Consider the following 20,753-nt stretch of genomic DNA (forward strand, 5'->3'; position numbering starts at 1 on the left):
TATCTTTAACGTTTGACATATCCTCCTATTTTTATTTTTTATCGAAATTGTACCTTAACATATAATGTAAAATTATATATTGTAACTATTTTTTCTGTCCTTTAAGTAGGGAATATCGTTCCTATATTTTTCTATTTCATCTAGGTCAATCTCTTCTAATATATATTTTTCTCTATATGTATCTAATTGACTTATTATAGTTCCTCTAGGATTACATATTTTACTCTTTCCAAACAGTATCAAATTAGGGTCATTACTTACTAAGTTCACTCCTACTGTATAGACAGTATTTTCTAAAGCTCTTTGAGATACGTTTAAATCCCACATATCTTCATCTTGTATTCTCCACGCAGAAGGTATAAATATTATTTCAGAGCCTTTTAATGTCAATTCTCTAGCAACTTCTGGGAATCCTGCATCATAGCATATCATCACACCAAATTTACCAAAGTCTGCATCATATACATTTACTTTTTCCCCTGCTTTAAAGTATACTGCTTCCAATGACCATAGGTGATTTTTACAGTATTCCCCCATCATATTACCCTGTCTATCGAATATAACAGCTGAGTTGAAAACATGCGTAGAGTCCTTTTCTAAAGTTCCATATGGAGATATTAGGTATACATTATTTCTTTTAGCTGCTTCTGACATTGATTCTTCTATGTATTTGTTATGTTCTCTTATTAGGTCTAATGTTTTAATTCCGCCTAAATATTCTAAGTTATATCCTGTAGCAAATAATTCTGGCAGACAAATAATATCTGCACCTTGATTTCCTAAATCATCTATCATATCTACTGCTTTTTCTATATTTTTTTTAACATCTCCAAGTACACTATGTTGTTGAATTATACCTATTTTCACTTTGCGACTCATACAAATTCCCCCTTTATTTATCTTTACTTCCAAAACATTTCATTAGTATATAATAAAGAATCATACTCACTACGATTCCATTTATTGGTGGTATTAAGAAACTTATTTTTGAAGTATAATATGATGCTGCAAAACCAATCAACCAACTTATTACTGCAATCCAATTTATTCCTTCTCTGTGTTTATAAGTTCTTCCTTGTATAAAATAATATTCGCACCACATAATTCCTGCTATAGCTGGAACTGCTATTCCTAAGAAAGATAAGAATGATTGGAATTTGAATATTATACCAGTAGCTGCTATTGTTGTACCTATTAGACCTGCAACCAAAGTTAATACATTTCTCTTTACATTTGGAAAAATAGTTTTTAGTGCCAATCCACCAGAATAGGCATTTGATACATTGGTTGACCAAGATGCAAGTATTAAAATAACAAATGCTATCCATCCAAACCCTAAATTAGCCAATACTTCTGTTATATCCCAAGTAGGAGCACCCATAGACATTACACCTGCTGCAACTTGTTGGAACAATGAAATAATACCTAATCCTAAAAAACCAATTATCCAAATATCTTTTACTCCTCTTGTATATCTTAATTGGTCAGGTGATATAATCGCACCAACTATGATAAGACCAACAACCATATTTAATCCTTCAACCATGCTCATTGTTGTCTGAGGAGTGTAATTGTAAATGGCTTCAACTCCATAAGTAGAAAAAGCTTTAAAAACTCCCCAAGCCATTAATATTATAAGTGGTGGTATAACTAAGTAATTAAACTTAGCCATTGCCTTAAAACCATACAAAGCAAAAACTACCATTAATAATCCAAGTATAACTGTGACTAGTGTTAAGTTTACACTTGGAAATATTTTTTGTACTGATAATCCAGCAACTCCTGCTTGTACACCAAACCAACCAAAGCTAGTTATTCCAAGCAATAGAGATATAAGATATTTTCCACCTATCTCTCCAAATGCCCCCTTAGCTAATACATATGTATTTAACCCTTCTTTGCAACCAATATAACCTTGTATCATAATAATTGCGACTAATATTAAGTTCCCTATAATTGATGTAATAATCATATTGGAAAGAGTCATTCCTAAAATTAAGGTTCCTCCAACCATTAATTCTGATATGGCTATATTAGAGCCAAGCATATTAAATAATGGAGCTAACCATCCAACTCTTTCCTCTTTTGGAACTGGATTTAAAACTAATTCTTCTCTCTCTTGCAAGATTATCCCTCCCTTTCTTTGTAAAAGAATCTTTTCTACTTTTTTCTACATTTTTTTCATGCTTGATAGTTTTTTTTCTTTCTATAATTATAATTCTACTCTACAAAAAAGTATAATATATAGTTTATTATCAATTTGATATAATTTAAGTTATAGATAGATAAATGGTCTAAAATTATTATTTAAATTTAGACTATTCACACATATTTTAAATTTATTTCAGTTTTATTAGAATTATACTTTTTTTATTAAAATTTTATAACATATAATTTATTCTCAAATATTTTTTATAAATGCTTATAAATACTTCTAATTTAACCTATTCTAACTTATTTTTAGTGAATTTATTACAACTTTACTAATCAAATTTAGTCTAAATTTTCTGATTATTACTATAAAAATAGTTTTTCAAACAAAATTTACTTAAAAACGAATTCACGATAAAATTTTTAAATATAGTATTTTTGTTATAGTGAATATAAATATAAAGAAGGATGTGTAAAATTATGGTTAAAAGACCAAAGATAAAGATAACTTTAATAGATAAAAAAGAAAAAGGTGCTTGCCACTATGGGCATAAAATTAGTAATTCTTTTGGATTTATTTTTTATTAAAAAAGGGAGTCGCCTATTTTTTAGTTCGACATCCCCTTTATAGGTTTCAATTGTAGAAAAGATTATCAAAAATCATATTCATAATTTTATTTATACTACCCCAACTGCAGCTAATATTATACAAATAACCATAACTGAAATTAATATCGTAGTTGTCTTGACTTTTTTTCCTAATAACCAATACATAATTCCAAATATCATAGCTGGAAGCATACATGGCATTATTTGGTCTAAGTAAGTTTGAATAGGCTCTGCCCATTCCCCACTACCTACATTAACACTAAGTTTTAGTATTACATTAGAGGCAGTCATACCTCCAATTACCATAAGCCCTAGCATTGATGCTGCTTCCATAACTTTTGAGACTATATTTGAGCCACTTACATCTTTAAAAAATTGAGTTCCATACTTAAATCCTTTATCTAGACATATATAACGAATAATAAAGTGAGGAACATTTATTATTAGAAGAAATAAAATTGGACCCATTATATTCCCCTGAGAAGCTAAAGCTATACCAACTCCAGCTGCTATAAGCTTTAATGTTCCCCAGAAAAATGAATCTCCTATTCCAGAAACTGGTCCCATTAAACTTGACTTAACTGCATTTATACTCTTTGCATCAAATTCTTCATTCTTTGCATTTTCTTCTTCCATAGCTCCAGATATACCAACCAAAAGAGTACTTATATGAGGTGTAACTGACATAAATTCAAGATGTCTTTTTAAAGCTTGAGCTTTTTTTTCTTTATCATCTTTATATAATCTACGGATTATTGGTGCCATCATATATGCATATGCTATATTTTGCATACGTTCGTAGTTCCAAGATGAATCTAATGTTAGAGATCTTCTAAAACATTTCCAAAAGTCTTTTCTTGTTATTTTGCTATCTGGCGAAATTGTTTCTAATTTTTTAGAATTCGTTGTCATCCACTACTACCTCCTTTTCTCCTACAAAGTTAACATATATTAGAGCTACTGCTAATCCAAATAATGCAACTCCTGTTACTGTTATTTTTAAATAAGCAACCATTATAAATCCTAATAATAAGAATGCTATCGTTTTCTTATTAAGCATCATTCTAGCTAACATGGCAAAACCTATTGCTGGTATCACGCCTGCTGCAACATCCATACCATGAATTACATATGATGGTATAAATGAAAGTATCTTTTCTATTACTGGAACACCTAATGAGAATCCTGTACCTACTATTATTGCTAGTATTAATTTATTACCTATACCAAATAATAATTGTATACGTTCTACACCTTCAATGTTACCATCTTCTGCGTAACGGTCAGCAAGATGAGCTCCCCATGTAAGTACTACTGTCATTAAGAAGTTGTCTATAAGTAATACTAAAGTTGCTATAGGAACTGCAAGTACAACTGCTGCGGATACATCTTGACCAGTTAATATTACAAATGCTGTGGCAATAATAGAACCAGATACAAAGTCAGGAGGATTACTTGCTCCAACTGGGAATGCACCCATAAATACTAGTTCTAATGTTGACCCTATTACTATACCTGTACGTAAATCTCCTAGTGCTAAACCAACAAGTGGTGCAACCACTATAGGTCTATTATGCATTGTAGAACCTACAAAACAATGCATATATGCAAAGAATGCAATTAGAGTTATTAGAATAACTTGTGTAAATTCCATTTTTATCCCCCTAAAAATTATATTAATTTCATTACATTTGTAGCATCATCATCAGGAACTAATTGTACGAATACATTTATACCTTCTGAATCTAATTCTTTAATCATGTTTATATCATCCTTTGATACATGAACTGCCTTAGATATATTTTCACGATTATCATCTGATTTTGTTCCACCAAGGTTTATTGATTTAATAGATTTAACTTCTTTAGATAGTCTATAAACATCTTCTACAGATTCGCAAAGTATCAAAAGATTGTATTTATCAGTAACACCTGAATTAAGTGCTTTTATAGAATCTGCTATACTTTTCATTACAAGTTTGACATTAGATGGCTTAGCCATTTTAAGCCCTGCCATTCTTAAATCATCCTTTAATAATTCATCACTTGCTATTAGTATGCAATCTGTATTTAAAAACTTTGTCCATGTAAATGCTACTTGTCCATGTATAAGTCTGTGGTCTACCCTTACTAATTTAATCATTATAATTCCTCCCTAATTCTTTTTATTTCATCCATAAATGTTTTTACGTGTTCTGCACTAACATCTCCAAAGTCTTGGTAATTATCTTTGAAGTAACTTCCTATTATTGCCATATCCCCTATTTCAAGTTGCTTTTTTGCGTTTTCTAATGTAACTCCAGCTGCAATAACTAAAGGGAAATCTCCTACATTTTTACGGAATAATTCTATTTTTTCCATTGATGTTTCTTGCCCTGTGGCATTTTCTGTAACTGCTATAGCATCACATCTTGTCATCCCTATTTTTAAATCTTCTTCAACAGTATTTTCTGATAAAACTGGTTGGTACTTAAAACGTACCCCTCCAATTAAATAAGCTTGACATTTTGAGCGGTGTAATTTGAAAAATTCTTCTAAAGTAGCTTCATCTCTAGGTTTAACATGACCTACTACAGAGTCAACTTGTACATATCTTGCATTATATCTTGTTGCTAGTTCAAATCCCATAGTATCAATGTTTAAGCAGTTTACTCCATATGGTATTGATAAATTGGATTTTGATACATATTCAAGTATTCTTTCTAAATCATAGTAATTTCCGTAGTAATTTTCTAACATTATTCCATCTACACCATTTTCTTCTAAGATACTAATTTCTTTTTTAGCTCTTTCAAAAATATCATCTGAAGTATCTCCCTTTAAGTGTATCATTGCTATAATTGGCTTTTTGTTTTTAAAAACTGATAATATTCCCTTATTGTCCATAAACTAAAATACCTCTTCTTCTTCATTTATTTGTAATGTTACATTTTGTATTCCCATTCTAGATTCTTTTGCTAACTGTTCTGCATCTTCAGTTGTTAATTTATCAGAAAATCTTGTAAGAAGCTCTAATACCATATTTAAGTTCATTCCTGAAAATAACTTAACATTATGTAACTTAGTTAACCTTAACATAGCAGTACATACACTTGCTCCGTATAAATCAGATAAAATTATATATTCACATTCTTTATCTTCTACTATTGTTTTTTCTAACTCTAAAGCAAAATCTGAAGCGCTTTGTCCAGGATATAAACTGTATGAATTAACGCAATTTGCTAAATCTCCTACTATCATTTTCACTGAATCTAAAAGCCCTTTTGAAAAGTCTCCATGAGACGCTAATATTATTTTTCTCATATTTATTCCTCTCCTAAGTGTAAATTATATTTCTGCTGATACTGCATATTTATACTTATCACTTCTTATAAATTGTTCATTGTAATATAAAACATCATTATTCTCTGTATATACTAATTGTCTTACTTTTAATAATGGCATATTGCTTGCACATTTAAGGTGGTCAGAATATTCTTTGTTTGAGTGTTTTACTTCAAATATATTTTCCACACGATTAGGCAGTGTACTTATATTGTTGGATATAACTTCCATTAAAGACTTATCTTCCAGCTCTTCTTTTAATAAAAACATGTAATCTATTCTAAAGTAATCAACTTCAAAAATAACAGGTACTTCATCTATTAATCGAAGTCTTTTAATACATATTATCTTCTCTTCTAGTTCAATATTTAAAGCTTCAGCCACCTGCTTATCAGCTTTTTTTATTAAAATAGAGATTATCTTAGTACTTGGTTTTGCATTAATACGATGACAAGAATTAGTGAAACTATTTCCCGCACATGTTGCTTCTATTCTCTCTGGTATAGTTACATAAGTTCCTTTTCCACGCTTTTTACATAATATATCTTCTTTTACAAGTTCATTAAGCGCATTTCTCACAGTTATACGACTTATATTAAACTCCTTACATAAGTCTACTTCAGATGGAAGTTTATCTCCTGGTTTATATATACCAGCTGCTATTTGTTTTTTTATATTGTCATATAGTTGTTGGTACAAAGGAATAAATGAATTTACCTCTAAGTCCATTTCTTTTTTTTGTTTTTTTTCATCCATTTTAGTCACCTCCTTATGTAGTATTTTTATAACATTATATAACAAGTTCTTTATTACATATTATAACAACTTGAAATCGTTGTCAATTTATTTTTAAATAATTTTTAATTTGGTAATTTTTTGATTTTTTTGTCTAATATGATATTTTATTGTTTGTAGTATCAGGTAGGAATAGTTTGACTTTTACTAATCTAACAGAATTCTTTTTTGGAATTGTGTAAACAATAGTTAATGGTACTTTTAATTGACAATTATTACTATTAGATAGTATAAAAAAAAGACGTCGCCCTATTTTTTAGTGCGACAGTCTTTTATATATTATCTCTTATTTATATATTACTCTTTATCTTTTATATCAACTTTTATACTTAATTCATCCAATTGCTCATCATCTGCTACTGTAGGAGCATTTGTCATAGGACAAACAGCATTTTGATTTTTAGGGAATGCAATAACTTCTCTTATATTTTCAGCTCCTGCAAGCAACATAACAAGTCTATCAAGCCCAAAAGCTAGACCAGCATGAGGAGGAGTTCCATATTTGAATGCTTCTAATAAGTAACCAAACTTCTCATTAGCTCTTTCTTCTGTAAAACCAAGTGCTTTAAACATTCTTGATTGAACATCTGAATTTGATATTCTAACACTTCCTCCACCTATTTCATATCCATTTAATACAATATCATAAGCTTTAGCTCTTAAAGATGATTTATCTCCATCTTCTAGTTTATCTAAATCTTCATCCATAGGTGATGTAAATGGGTGATGCATTGCTGCAAACTTACCTGTTTCTTCATCTTCTTCAAAAACTGGGAATTCAGTTACCCATAATAAGTTATATACATTCTTATCTAGTATATTAAGTCTATTTGCCACTTCAAGTCTAACTTGTCCTAAAGCATCAAATACTACTGAGTTTTTATCAGCTACAAATAAAAGTAAATCTCCTACTTCTGCATTCATTCTTGTAAGTATAGCATTCATTTCCTCTTCACTAAAGAATTTTGCTATTGGAGAAGTTACTCCATCTTGACCTACTTTCATCCAAGCAAGTCCTTTTGCTCTATATGTTTTAGCATGTTCTTCTAATGAAGATATTTGTTTTCTAGTAAAATCGTCAGCTTTTCCTTTTACATTTATACCTCTCACACTTTTTCCTGGTTGTGTAGCATCAGCAAACACCTTAAATCCACAATTACAAACAACATCAGATATATCTGTTAGCTCATAACCAAATCTAGTGTCTGGTTTGTCTGAACCATATCTAGCCATAGCTTCTGCATAAGTCATTTTAGGAAGTGGAAGTGTCAATTCTACATTTAAAACTTCTTTAAATATAACTTCAAGCAAACCTTCAATCATACTCATAACATCTTCTTGTTCAACAAAAGACATTTCACAGTCTATTTGTGTAAATTCTGGTTGTCTATCAGCTCTTAGGTCTTCATCTCTAAAACACTTAACTATTTGGAAATATCTATCCATTCCACTTACCATTAATAATTGTTTGTATAATTGTGGTGATTGTGGTAATGCATAAAATTTCCCTGGATTAACTCTACTTGGTACAAGATAATCTCTTGCTCCTTCTGGTGTTGGAGCAATTAAAAATGGTGTTTCTATTTCACAAAATCTATTATTTGATAAGTAATTTCTTGTAATATTCATTACTTTGTGTCTTAATTTTAAATTTCTTTGCATAGATGACTTTCTAAGGTCTAAGTATCTATATTTTAGTCTTAGTGCTTCTGAAACATCATCATCATCTTTTATATAAATAGGTGGAGTTTCTGATTTATTTAAAAGTCTAAGTTCAGTTGCAAATATCTCTATATCCCCAGTCGGCATGTTCGGGTTTTTAGACTGTCTTTCACATACTTTTCCTTTTACTGCTATTACAAACTCAGCACCTAATTTTTCAGCTTTTTCAAAAGCTTCTTTATCTACATCTGTGTCAAAAACTATTTGGCATAATCCACTTGTATCTCTTAAATCAACAAATACAAGTCCTCCTAAGTTTCTTTTTTTCTGTACCCATCCCATAAGTACAACTTCTTCATTTATGTTTTTTTCTCTCAACTCTCCACAGTAGTGAGTTCTCTTTAAACCCTTTAAAGTTTCCAAGATACTACCTCCATTTTATTTAATTTTAATGCTATATATTTATCTAATACACAAAACATCATACTTTCTTATTTTACAGCTTTTGCTTTAATTCTTCAACTAATGTACTTAATTTTACAGTAGTTTGCTCTGATGTTTTCATATTTTTTAATGTTGCAGTGTCATTTTTTAACTCGTCATCACCAATTACTATTGTAAATTTTGAATTTATTTTATCTGAATACTTAAATTGTGCTTTTACACTTCTTTCTATATGGTCTTTATCCGCACTTATATGATTTTGTCTCAAATCTTTCAACAATTTAAAGCTTCTTGTATTTGCTTCTTCACCTATGGTTACTATAAATATGTCTGTAGATTGAGGGTTTTCTATTTCAATTCCATTGCCTTCAAGTGTAAGTAAAAGTCTTTCAATACCTAATCCAAATCCAATTCCACTTATACCTTTTGGACCACCTAGTTGTTCAACAAGACCATCATATCTACCTCCACCACATACAGTACTTTGAGCACCTATATCATTAGATATAATTTCAAAAGCAGTTTTTCTATAGTAATCTAATCCTCTAACTATTGTTTTGTCAATTACAAAGTTTATATTCATTTCCTTTAAGTATTCTTGAAGTTTATCAAAGTGAGCTTTACAATCATCACACAAATGGTCTGCAATAAATGGTATATCTTTGATATTTTCTTTACATGTAGGGTTTTTACAGTCTATAACCCTCATTGGATTTTTTTCTCTTCTCTCATTACAAGTCTCACATAATATATCTGCTTTTGAATCAAGATATTCTTTTAATAAAGCATTGTACTCTTTTCTACAAACTGGACAACCCACTGAATTTATACTCACTACCAAATCATTTAATCCAACTTCATTAAAAAATTGAACAGCTAGTGCTATTATTTCAGCATCCATTGAAGGAGTATCACTTCCAAGTGCTTCTATACCAAATTGATGAAATTGTCTCTGTCTACCAGCTTGTGGTCTTTCGTATCTAAAACAAGGTGTAACATAAAATAATTTTGTTGGTTGAGTATCTGCATATAATTTATTCTCTATAAATGCTCTGACTACACCAGCTGTACCCTCTGGCTTTAGAGTAATTTCTCTATCCCCTTTATCTTTAAAAGAATACATTTCTTTTTGAACTATATCTGTAGTATCTCCAACACTTCTCTTAAAAAGTTCTGTATGTTCAAATATAGGAGTTACCATTTCCTCATAACCATATAAAGCACATATTTCTCTAAATTTATTTTCTACATAACGCCATTTATAAGCCTCTTTTGGAGTTATGTCTTTAGTTCCTCTGGGAGCTTTAGTCAACATTTTTATATACCTCTTCTTTCTTCCTTTTTATCATTTCATCTACTCTATCAATGTATTGTTCAACATTCTTTACATTTTCTACTCTTTCAATTCTATCTTCATCTACATAAACAAATTTTGATATAGCACCTGCACCCAAGGCATAGTTGCTTTGTTTTTCCTCCATAATTTGTATATTGTAAATACACTCATATCCTTCTTTAGCATAACCTATATTTTCTAAGTTACCTAGCATATGTTTTTGTCTGTACATATAATATGGATTAAGTCCCATATCCTTAGCATATTTCATTGATAAATCTATCATTTTTATCATTTCTTCATACTGAGTTAAATGTTCTTTGTACTTATCCATATTTATATTTAGGTTAGAAGCTCTTTTTATAGCTAATGTATGAACTGTAAGACTTTCAGGAGAAAGCTTTTTTATTTCCTCTAATGTATTTCTTACCATGTCTAAGTCTTCATCTATAAGTCCTAAAATTATATCCATATTTATATTGTCAAATCCCATATTTCGAGCCATAATAAAACAATCTACTAAATCAGAAACTTTATGTTCTCTTCCAATTTTAACTAAAGTCTCATCATTCATAGTTTGAGGATTTATACTAATTCTACTTACATTGTGTTTTTTTAATACACTTAATTTTTCTTTGGTAATAGTATCTGGTCTACCTGCTTCTACCGTAAACTCTTTAATTTTGCTTAAATCCAATTCTCTAAATAGAGCATTTATAAGTAAATCCAATTCTTCCTCATCCAATGTAGTAGGAGTTCCACCACCGATATATAGAGTTTCAATTTCTTTATTAGTATCCTCAATAACCTTGGCAAATCCTTTAATTTCTTCAATCAATTTATAAACATATTCTCTTTTTAAATGGCCAAATTGCTTTAATGAGTTTGAGGGAAATGAACAGTATACACATCTAGTTGGGCAGAATGGAATACTTACATAAAGAGAAATTTTATTTTTATCTATTGGATACATAAATAAGCGTTCTCTATTAGCTATTTCAAGAGCTAAATCTATTTTCTCATCCATTATAAAATAGTTATCTTTTAAAATAGTTCTTATACTATTATCATCTAGTTTTTCATCCATCAGATTGTGGACAATTTTGACTGGTCTGATACCAGTCAAAATGCCCCATGGAACATAAGAATTAAATATTTGTTTAAGTACTATAAACATACTTTTTTTAATACTTTCTTTGCATAATTTTCTAATATTTCTCTTACTTTCATTATCTAGTCTATCTAAAAACTCTTCAATCGTCTTATTATTACAAAATCCATTTAAAAACTCAGTATTTATATCTTTAATATTTTGCATTGATTCATACTTTAAGTTAGCACCTTCATAATACTCAGTAATTGAAAGTAAAGTATCATTTTCACAAACCAATCTATTTATTAAGTATATTGACTCCATACTATTGCTACAATCAGCAAAGTCATTAAATTTAAATTCACTAGTAAACAATTTTATAAGTTCTGCTACTTCATACTTATAATCATGTCCTTTTAAAAAAACATCCAACATCAACTTAACTCCTTCTATTAAACACTAGAAGAACCCCATCACTGATACAGTTATTAAATATTTGATACTATTTTTAAATATTAATATAAAATTACATGTAAGGATTTGTCTTCTTTTCAACACCTAGAGTACTAGTTGGTCCATGACCAGGGTATACTCTAACAGCATCTTCATATTTACATAATTTTTTAAGTGATTTCTCCATTTGGTGGAAATCTCCACTATATAAATCAGTTCTACCAATACTTCCAGCAAACAACGTATCTCCTGTGAACATGTCATCTTCAACTCTTATACACATACACCCTTGTGTATGACCTGGAGTATGCAAGAAAGTCATTTTTAATTCACCAATTTCAAGCTTATCTTTATCATTTACATATATATCTGCATCAAATTCTTGTGCACCACATCTCATTGTATAACTTAAGTTTTTATTTTTATCATTTAATAATTCTTTTTCATCAATATGTGCAACTACCTTAGCTCCAGTCTTCTCTTTAATATCTTTAACATACCCTATATGGTCACCATGTCCATGAGTAAGAATTATATATTCAACATTCAATCCATTTTCTTTTACAAAGCTTAATGTATCTACTAAACTTCCTCCTGGGTCTATAACTACACATTTTTTAGTTTTTTCATCACCTAATACATAAGTGTTTACTCCAAAATAACTATCTACAAATTTTTTTATAACCATTAAAGTTTTCCCCCTTAAAAAGATTTACTTGAGTCTAATAGTATTGTTACTGGTCCATCATTAGTTAATTCTACCATCATATGAGCTCCAAATTGACCTGTACCTACTGTTACACCTTTATCTTTGGCTTTTTTTACAAATTCTTCATACAAATCATTTGCAAGCTCTGGTCTAGCTGCGTTACTAAATCCAGGTCTTCTTCCTTTTCTACAGTCTCCATATAAAGTAAATTGAGATACTACTAAAAGTTCTCCACCTATGTCCATTAGAGATAAATTCATCTTATCATTTTCATCTTCAAAAATTCTTAGGTTTAATATTTTATCAATCATGTAGTCTACATCACTTGATTTATCATCATGAGTTACTCCCAACAGTACTAGCAACCCCTTATTTACTTGACCTATAATGTTTTCATCTACTGTAACTTTAGATGAAGATACTCTTTGTACTACTGCTCTCATATTTTCCTCCCTATTATTTTAACTCTAATTTGTCATTCTATAAATACTTTCTACACCAGGAATTGCTTTTAATTTTTTCATTAGAATTTTCAATTCCTCCGTGTCATTAACTTCTACAAGTAGATTTATACTTACAATACTATCTTTTCCTTTTCTTGCATTTATTCCATTTAAGCTAAGTTTATCCATTGCAACAATATGAGTTATTTCATTAACAATTCCTCTTCTGTCAGCAGCCTTTATTTGAATCTCAGCTTCAAACTTGCCTTTACCTGCTGAACTCCATGAAACTTCCACTAATCTATTTTGGAAGAAATCTCCATTATTATTTGCATTTGGACAATCCGCTCTGTGTATAGCTACACCTCTACCTTTAGTGATATACCCCACAATCTCATCTCCTGGAAGTGGATTACAACATTTAGCAAACCTTACTAAGATATTATCAAGTCCTTTTACTATAATACCTTGTGATGAATTTTTCTTTCTCTTTTTGCTGTATTCTGTTTCACTCATATTGTGTTTATTTAAATCTTCTTCTTGCATCTGTTGTTCTTTTTTTACTTTTTTAATTTCTTTTAAATACAAATCTTTTACTTTAGATACAACTTGAGATGACATTATACCACCATAACCTACAGTTGCAACTAAATCTTCAACACTTGGCTGATTAAATTTCTTGGCAACTAGTGCCATGTATTTTTCAACAAGAGGGTCTTTCTGTGGTATATCATGTTTCTTAAATTCTCTTTCTAATATGGTATTACCACGGTCAACATTTTCTTCTCTTCTTTCTTTCTTGAAAAATTGTCTAATTCTACTCTTTGCATTTGGTGTTTTTACTATGTTAAGCCAGTCTCGACTTGGACCATTAGAATTAGATGATGTAAGTACTTCAACAATATTACCATTTTGAAGCTTATAATCAATAGGTACTATTCTTCCGTCAATTTTTGCTCCAACACATTTATTTCCTACATTTGTATGAACTCTATAGGCAAAATCTATAGGAGTTGATTCTGCTGGTAATTCAATTACATCTCCTCGTGGAGTAAATACATAAACCTGACTATTAAATACATCTTCTTTAAGTGCATCCATAAATTCTTGTGGGTCTTTTAAATCTTTTTCCCACTCCATCATTTGTCTTAACCACTGAAGTTTCTCTTCAACTTTTACTTCTTTGCCAGAAATACCTTCTTTATATTTCCAGTGTGCTGCAATACCATTTTCTGCTATATTATGCATTTCATGAGTCCTTATTTGTATCTCTAAAGGCTCTCCATCAGGCCCTACAACAGTAGTGTGTAATGATTGGTACATATTTGGCTTTGGCATTGCTATATAGTCTTTAAATCTACCTGGAATAGGTCTCCATAATGTATGAACTATACCAAGTACAGCATAACAGTCTTTTACATTATCTACTAGTATTCTTACGGCTGTTAAATCAAAAATTTCTTCAAAAGTCTTGTGTTTTTTCTGCATTTTTCTATAAATGCTGTAAAAATGCTTTGGTCTACCATATACATCACATGGTATACTTAAATCTTTAAACTTATCTTTAAGAAGCTCAACAATCCCTTGTATATAGTCTTCTCTTTGACTTCTCTTCATTGACACTCTATCAACTAATTCATAGTACCCTTCTGGGTCCATAAACCTTAATGCTCTGTCTTCTAGTTCCCACTTTATCTTAGATATACCTAATCTGTGGGCTATACCTCCATAAATCTCTAGTGTTTCTTTTGCTTTATACTTTGCTTTTTCTGGAGGCATGTATTTTAATGTTCTCATATTATGCAATCTATCAGCAAGCTTTATAAGTATAACCCTTATATCTTTTGCCATTGCTAGAAACATTTTTCTTAAATTTTCAGATTGAGTTTCTTCTTTTGAACGATATTTTATCTGACCAAGTTTTGTTACTCCATCAACTAAATCCGCTACTTCTTTCCCAAATTCTTTTGTTATGTCTTCATAGGTATATTCTGTATCTTCTACAACATCATGAAGCAAACCTGCTGTTATAGTTTCAATATCTAATTCCATCTCTATTAAAATATTTGCCACTGCCAATGGATGAATAAAGTATGGTTCCCCAGATTTTCTATATTGTCCATCATGCGCTTTTTTTGCAAGATTGTAGGCTTTTTCAACCTTTTCAAAATTTGCATTAGGTGCATAAACTTTTATCTTTTCAATTATTTCTTGTAATTCTTTATCATGCATATAACCACCTATTTTGTATAAAATTTTAATATATATGAAAATAGTTGGTGCTATACCAACTATTGTAAAAGTACTAGTATTTTATAAGAGAATTAACATCATAGTTAGATAACTTTTCTCTCCCATTTAAGAATTCTAGCTCAATTAAAAATTGCATAGAAACTACTTCTCCACCTAATTTTTCTACAAGCTTAGCAGCAGCTTCCATAGTTCCACCAGTAGCCAATAAATCGTCTACTATTGCCACTTTTTGACCTTTTTTAATTGCATCTTTATGTATTTCTAAAGTATCCGTACCATACTCTAATCCATACTCATAACTCTCAACTTCTCCAGGTAACTTTCCAGGTTTTCTAATTGGAATAAATCCTACTCCTAATGCATATGCTACAGGTGTACCCATCAAAAATCCTCTTGCTTCTGGCCCTACTACTAAATCCACACCTTTGCTTTTCAATTCTTCAGCCATAGAATCTACTGCATATTTAAATGCCTCTCCATCTTTAAATAGAGTTGTAACATCTTTAAAATCTATACCTGGCTTTGGGAAATCATCAATATTCCTTATAAAGTTTTTTAAATCCATGGGAAACGCCTCCTAATAACTGCTATTGTATTGTTTTTCTAATTTTTTTAGATTATTGAGTATTAAACTCTCATTTAAATCTAATTTTTTCTGTGGTTTTGGCAATATTCTTATGAGTACAGAATTTTTTTCATAATTTAAATTAAAGTCAAGTAAATTTAATTCTCTAAACACATTCAATATCGTAAAAAACTTTAATGGAATTACATTAAAAGTTCCCTTTATATTTACCATATCTAAATCAATTTCTTTTTTTATAAGTGCTTGTTTATAAATTGTTATAAATTCATCTCTTGATGGAACTATATTACTAACTACATTCTTTAAATATAATAGGTCTGTTTTATTATAATATTTTATAATTTCACTTTCTTCTCTTTTATTCTCATATATATACGAATATTCGCCTTTATTGTATAAATAATCATAAAGAATAATATTATTATATCTTTTTAAGTCTATTTTATCAATATTAGGAGAAAATATAAGCTCTAATTTATCAGTATTTTTGTTAATATCTTCAATAATATTGTAATTTATGTTAAAATCCAAGTCTATGAGTGATACATCTGATATGGCTCTATAGAATCCATTTATAGAATTAGATATTATCAATGTCTCTTGTTCAAAATAATCAAATATATTTATATCTGTATTTCCATCAAACAATTCAAAACCAGACTCAGATATATTATACAAGCTTTGTGAATCTTTTGGTATTATTTTTGACATTAATTTTAGCGAAAGTTTGTCATTACTTGCACTTTTAGGTCGAGCTAATCTAATATCTTTAAGTAAAAACTGCACTTTCCTATTTCCCATATAGTTATTTTCATCTAGTTGGAACAATACATCGACTTTATCTCCTACCTTATACAATGATTTTAAATGACTCATATTGAACCCTATACATTCATAGCACTTTTCATTTTCTACGCTTAATTTCAAATGTTGTTGATTTTTACCTATGATTTTTAAATCTTTTAGAATATAATTTCTAACTATAAATCTAGGATTAGGATTATTTAATCCAAATGGTTCTAATTTATGTAATTCCTCCACAAGATTTAAACTTATTACATTTTCTTGTAGTTCAAATTCAACATTTACATTTTCTATCATATCATCTTCAGTCAAATTATAATCTGCAAACTTATTTATTTCATTAGCCAAAGCTTCCACATTTTCTGAATTTAAAGACAATCCCGCTGCTTGTTCATGCCCACCAAACTTAGTCATTAAGTCTTTGCACTTTACAAGAGCCTCAAATATATTAAATCCTTTTATTGACCTTGCTGAGCCAGTAGCTTCTCCATGTTCTACACCTAAAAGAATCGTTGGTTTGTAGTATTTTTCAGTCAACTTAGATGCTACAATTCCTATTATTCCATGTTGCCAACCTTCTTTAGCTAGAACTAATACTTTATCATCATTATATCTGCTATTAGACTTTAACATTTCCTCAGCTTCATGATACATCTGAGCCTCTATCATCTGTCTTTCGTTATTTTTTTCTTCCAATATATTAGCTATTTCAACAGCTTCATCTTTAGATTGAGTAGTAAATAACTCAACACCCAAATAAGAATATCCTAAACGTCCTGATGCATTTATTCTAGGCCCAATTGCAAAACCTATATGAGAAGAACCTATTTTATCACTTTCTACACCACAAACTTTTATAAGCTCTCTTAATCCAATATTTTTGCCTTCTTTCATTAATTTTAAACCATTTTTTACAATTATTCTATTTTCATCCACAAGTGGAACAATATCACAGATAGTTGCCAATGTTACTATTTCTAAATAATCGTACATGCTAGCCTTAAAATCTTCTTTTGGAGTAAGTGCTTGTATCATTTTAAATGCTACACCACATCCACATAGTGCATCAAATGGATAGTTACAATCTTCTTGCTTTGGATTTATTACTGCAAAAGCTGAGGGAATTTCATTTTGGCATTCATGATGGTCTGTTATTATAACATCTATACCCAAATTATTTGCTAGATTAACCTCAGATACTGATGTAATTCCACAATCAACACTTATAATCAAATCACATCCCCTAGAGCTTATAAGCTTTATAGCATCTTCATTTATACCATAGCCTTCTTCTAGTCTATTTGGAATATAGTAATCCACATGATATCCTATACTATTAAAATATAAGCATAAAATAGAAGTAGAAGATACGCCATCAACATCATAATCCCCATAAATCCAAATTTTTTCTTTTTTATCAATAGCTAACTTTATTCTATCTACAGCCTTTTGCATATCTTTCATTAATAAAGGGTCTCTTAAATAGTCTAAAGATGGATTCATGAATATTTCTGAATCTTTTTCAGTATATATACCTCTATTTTTTAAAATTTGGCAGATTTCCGGGGAAATATTAAGTTTTTTGCTAAATTCACTTTCCTCTATCTTCCCTTTGTATTTCAGTGTCCATTTTTTCAAATTTAATTCCCCCTAATCTTTTTTGTATTTTGACCTAATACTTCTTATAACTAAGCATAGCCCTATTATAAAAGAAATAAAGAACCCTGCTATAGCAGTAAATTTTATCCATATATTATTTTCTATATTTGGTGATGCAATTATAAGTGAAGAACCTACTATAATCGATGCTAACACTAAACTCAGTGATATTTGAGACGTTAACTCTAGTATACAATTTTCTAATCTTATCATTTTAACATCTTCAATTTGCATTTTTATATTATTTCTTTCTACATTTCTTAAGATTGCTTTTAACTGTTTTGGAATAGTTTTTACATCAAGTAATATCTCTTCTACATTTTGTCTTGAGTTTAAAACTACATTCTTTGGATTGAATTTATTTTTATAATGATGCTTCATAAATTCTTTTCCCATAGAGCCAAGAGAAAAATCTGTATTTAAAGTTCTACTTGTACCCTCTAATGTTATAATAGTCTTTGCAAGTGTTACAAACTGTGCAGGCATAATTATCTTATACTGTCTAAAAAATCTAAACAATTCATTTAATATATCTGTCACATTTATCTTTTCTATAGAGATATCATAATAGTAATGTATTAGATACAGTAAATCCTGTCTAAGACCTTTAACATCAGCTTCTCCATTTAATGCATCCATTTCTATTAACAAGTATATTATTTTATCAACATTTTTTTCTACACCAGCTAATGCAATTTCATTTAATTGGTTCAAAGTTTTGTTATCAATAATTCCAATCATTCCAAAGTCTATATATGCTATCTTGTTTTTACCAACTATAAATATATTACCTGGATGTGGGTCTGCATGAAAAAAACCATGTGACAATACCTGTATAAAAAAAGACCTAACACCTATTTCAACAATAGTTTTTGTATTGTATCCTAATTTTCTTATTTTTTCTACATCACTTAACTTTGTACCTTTAACTTTCTCCATTACTAAGATTCTCTTACTGTTATATTCTGAATATACTTTTGGTATATATACTTCATCACTATTTTTAAATATCCTAGAAAATTTAGTTGCATTTATAGATTCAAAATTGTAGTCAAGTTCTCTCATTAATTGAGTTTGAAATTCTTCTATCATTTGTTCTAAGTCTAAATTAAAGTCTTTTTTTAAGTCTTTTAATGTATGCGCAATAGTTCTAAGAATCTCCAAGTCAGATTTTATTATCTTCTCTATATTAGGTCTTTGAATTTTTACAATTACTTCTTCTCCTGTTTTAAGTATTCCTTCATAAACTTGACCAATTGAAGCTGCTGCTATTGGTTCTTCTTTAAATTCTGAGAATACTTCCTCTATGCTTAATCCTACTTCTTCTTTAAATATTTCAATGGCTATATTTGAATCAAACTTCTCTACATCATCTCTAAGCTTTGATATTTCATCAATTATATCTTGGTCTAACAAGTCTTTTCTTGTACTCAATATTTGACCTATTTTTACATATGTAGGTCCTAGTTCTTCTAAGACTCTTTTCATTCTCTCACCAGTTGTCATATTTTTTATTTCTTCTGGTGGGTCAAATAGTGGTATTTTATATGCTATGCCCTCTATATTTAATCTTTCTACAATAAAGCTAAAACCATACTTTATCAAAATATATCCAATTTCTCTATATCTCTTTAAATTCCTATAACTTATTCTCAAATTTTTTCACTCCTAGAATAGGTATACCCAAAAACTTACACCTTAATTTATCTATGCCTACGACATTATTTTACTAATTGATATTATAATATCTTATATCCTCTTTAATATTTAATTTTATCACATATACTAGTAATTTTATTAAATTTCTTTAACTCAGTTAATTTTTATTTTTGACATTTCATACCTATTCTAAACAACTGCTTTCTCAAAATTAAAATAAATTAGTGGTTGCCTCAAAACAAATTTAAACATGTTTTGAAACAACCACTCTTTAATTATTATTTTTGATTCTGTGCTGCTTCTAAATACCATTGATATGACTCATCAATATATTTTTTATCTTCTTCAGTAAGTTCTCTAACTACTTTTCCAGGAGAACCCATTATTAAAACTCCTGGTGGAAACTTTTTATTAGATGTAATTAATGTACCTGCTCCTATTAAAGTGTATTCTCCTATTTCAGCATTATCTAGTATTATTGAACCCATTCCAATTAAAACATTGTCACTAATCTTGCAACCATGAACTATTGACCTATGTCCTACTGTCACATTATTCCCAATTACAGTATTTTCATCTCCATGTACTATTGAACAATCTTGTATATTAGTATTTTCTCCAATAGTTATTGGCCCTTCATCTCCTCTAACTACTGCATTGTACCATACACTTGAATCTTTACCGATTTTAACATTTCCAATTATATCTGCTGATTTTGCTACAAAGACACTTTCATCAATTAAAGGTTTATCTTCTAAATAATCTCTAATCATA

At 29.4% G+C, this 20,753-nt stretch carries 18 protein-coding genes; all 18 read right to left on the minus strand.

Annotation, left to right across the window (positions count from 1 at the left end; all coding sequences use genetic code 11):
* Positions 1-72: 72 nt before the first annotated feature.
* The 18 genes from KGF48_RS02025 to KGF48_RS02110 all read right to left on the minus strand — a co-directional run bounded on the left by KGF48_RS02025 (position 73) and on the right by KGF48_RS02110 (position 20,752).
* Positions 73-879, minus strand: coding sequence for a nitrilase-related carbon-nitrogen hydrolase (locus KGF48_RS02025; RefSeq protein WP_227840493.1), 807 nt, complete (start codon positions 877-879; stop codon positions 73-75).
* Between the two features lie 13 nt (positions 880-892).
* Positions 893-2,125 carry a cytosine permease gene (locus tag KGF48_RS02030; RefSeq protein ID WP_227434502.1) on the minus strand — a complete coding sequence of 411 codons (1,233 nt, stop codon included), beginning with the start codon at positions 2,123-2,125 and terminating at the stop codon, positions 893-895.
* A 704-nt stretch (positions 2,126-2,829) separates the two neighbouring features.
* The gene (locus KGF48_RS02035) at positions 2,830-3,672 is read right to left on the minus strand and encodes a PTS system mannose/fructose/sorbose family transporter subunit IID (protein ID WP_227840130.1); all 843 of its coding nucleotides are present in this window, start codon (positions 3,670-3,672) and stop codon (positions 2,830-2,832) included.
* Entirely contained in the window at positions 3,656-4,414 is a 759-nt protein-coding gene (locus KGF48_RS02040) for a PTS sugar transporter subunit IIC (RefSeq protein ID WP_227840129.1), read from the minus strand. The genes KGF48_RS02035 and KGF48_RS02040 overlap by 17 nt, the downstream gene beginning before the upstream one ends.
* 17 nt (positions 4,415-4,431) lie before the next feature.
* Positions 4,432-4,902: a PTS sugar transporter subunit IIB gene (locus tag KGF48_RS02045; RefSeq protein ID WP_227840128.1), complete on the minus strand. Its 471-nt coding sequence runs from the start codon at positions 4,900-4,902 to the stop codon at positions 4,432-4,434.
* Positions 4,902-5,645: a BtpA/SgcQ family protein gene (locus KGF48_RS02050; protein ID WP_227827511.1), complete on the minus strand. Its 744-nt coding sequence runs from the start codon at positions 5,643-5,645 to the stop codon at positions 4,902-4,904. The genes KGF48_RS02045 and KGF48_RS02050 overlap by 1 nt, the downstream gene beginning before the upstream one ends.
* A 3-nt stretch (positions 5,646-5,648) precedes the next feature.
* On the minus strand, positions 5,649-6,062 hold the full coding sequence (locus KGF48_RS02055) for a PTS sugar transporter subunit IIA (protein WP_227434496.1): 414 nt from the start codon (positions 6,060-6,062) through the stop codon (positions 5,649-5,651).
* Positions 6,063-6,086: 24 nt separating this feature from the next.
* Positions 6,087-6,839: a GntR family transcriptional regulator gene (locus KGF48_RS02060; protein ID WP_227840126.1), complete on the minus strand. Its 753-nt coding sequence runs from the start codon at positions 6,837-6,839 to the stop codon at positions 6,087-6,089.
* Between the two features lie 336 nt (positions 6,840-7,175).
* A complete protein-coding gene (gene aspS / locus KGF48_RS02065) occupies positions 7,176-8,963 on the minus strand; it encodes an aspartate--tRNA ligase (protein WP_227840125.1) in 1,788 nt (595 codons plus the stop codon).
* A gap of 73 nt (positions 8,964-9,036) precedes the next feature.
* Positions 9,037-10,299, minus strand: coding sequence for a histidine--tRNA ligase (gene hisS, locus KGF48_RS02070; protein WP_227827514.1), 1,263 nt, complete (start codon positions 10,297-10,299; stop codon positions 9,037-9,039).
* The gene (locus KGF48_RS02075; RefSeq protein ID WP_227840124.1) at positions 10,289-11,848 is read right to left on the minus strand and encodes a coproporphyrinogen III oxidase; all 1,560 of its coding nucleotides are present in this window, start codon (positions 11,846-11,848) and stop codon (positions 10,289-10,291) included. The genes hisS and KGF48_RS02075 overlap by 11 nt, the downstream gene beginning before the upstream one ends.
* A 91-nt stretch (positions 11,849-11,939) precedes the next feature.
* On the minus strand, positions 11,940-12,554 hold the full coding sequence (locus KGF48_RS02080) for an MBL fold metallo-hydrolase (protein ID WP_227867698.1): 615 nt from the start codon (positions 12,552-12,554) through the stop codon (positions 11,940-11,942).
* A 14-nt stretch (positions 12,555-12,568) separates the two neighbouring features.
* The gene (gene dtd, locus KGF48_RS02085) at positions 12,569-13,018 is read right to left on the minus strand and encodes a D-aminoacyl-tRNA deacylase (protein ID WP_227827517.1); all 450 of its coding nucleotides are present in this window, start codon (positions 13,016-13,018) and stop codon (positions 12,569-12,571) included.
* A 24-nt stretch (positions 13,019-13,042) separates the two neighbouring features.
* Entirely contained in the window at positions 13,043-15,250 is a 2,208-nt protein-coding gene (locus tag KGF48_RS02090) for a RelA/SpoT family protein (RefSeq protein WP_227827518.1), read from the minus strand.
* Between the two features lie 73 nt (positions 15,251-15,323).
* Entirely contained in the window at positions 15,324-15,836 is a 513-nt protein-coding gene (locus KGF48_RS02095; RefSeq protein WP_227840122.1) for an adenine phosphoribosyltransferase, read from the minus strand.
* A 12-nt stretch (positions 15,837-15,848) separates the two neighbouring features.
* Positions 15,849-18,299, minus strand: a complete 2,451-nt coding sequence (gene recJ / locus KGF48_RS02100) for a single-stranded-DNA-specific exonuclease RecJ (protein WP_227840121.1) — start codon at positions 18,297-18,299, stop codon at positions 15,849-15,851.
* Positions 18,300-18,311: 12 nt separating this feature from the next.
* Positions 18,312-19,976 carry an ABC1 kinase family protein gene (locus KGF48_RS02105; protein ID WP_227827521.1) on the minus strand — a complete coding sequence of 555 codons (1,665 nt, stop codon included), beginning with the start codon at positions 19,974-19,976 and terminating at the stop codon, positions 18,312-18,314.
* 281 nt (positions 19,977-20,257) lie between these two features.
* A complete protein-coding gene (locus KGF48_RS02110; RefSeq protein WP_227824277.1) occupies positions 20,258-20,752 on the minus strand; it encodes a gamma carbonic anhydrase family protein in 495 nt (164 codons plus the stop codon).
* Between the last annotated feature and the right edge of the window lies 1 nt (position 20,753).

This window comes from Clostridioides sp. ZZV15-6388 (assembly GCF_020657755.1).
Lineage (GTDB): Bacteria > Bacillota > Clostridia > Peptostreptococcales > Peptostreptococcaceae > Clostridioides.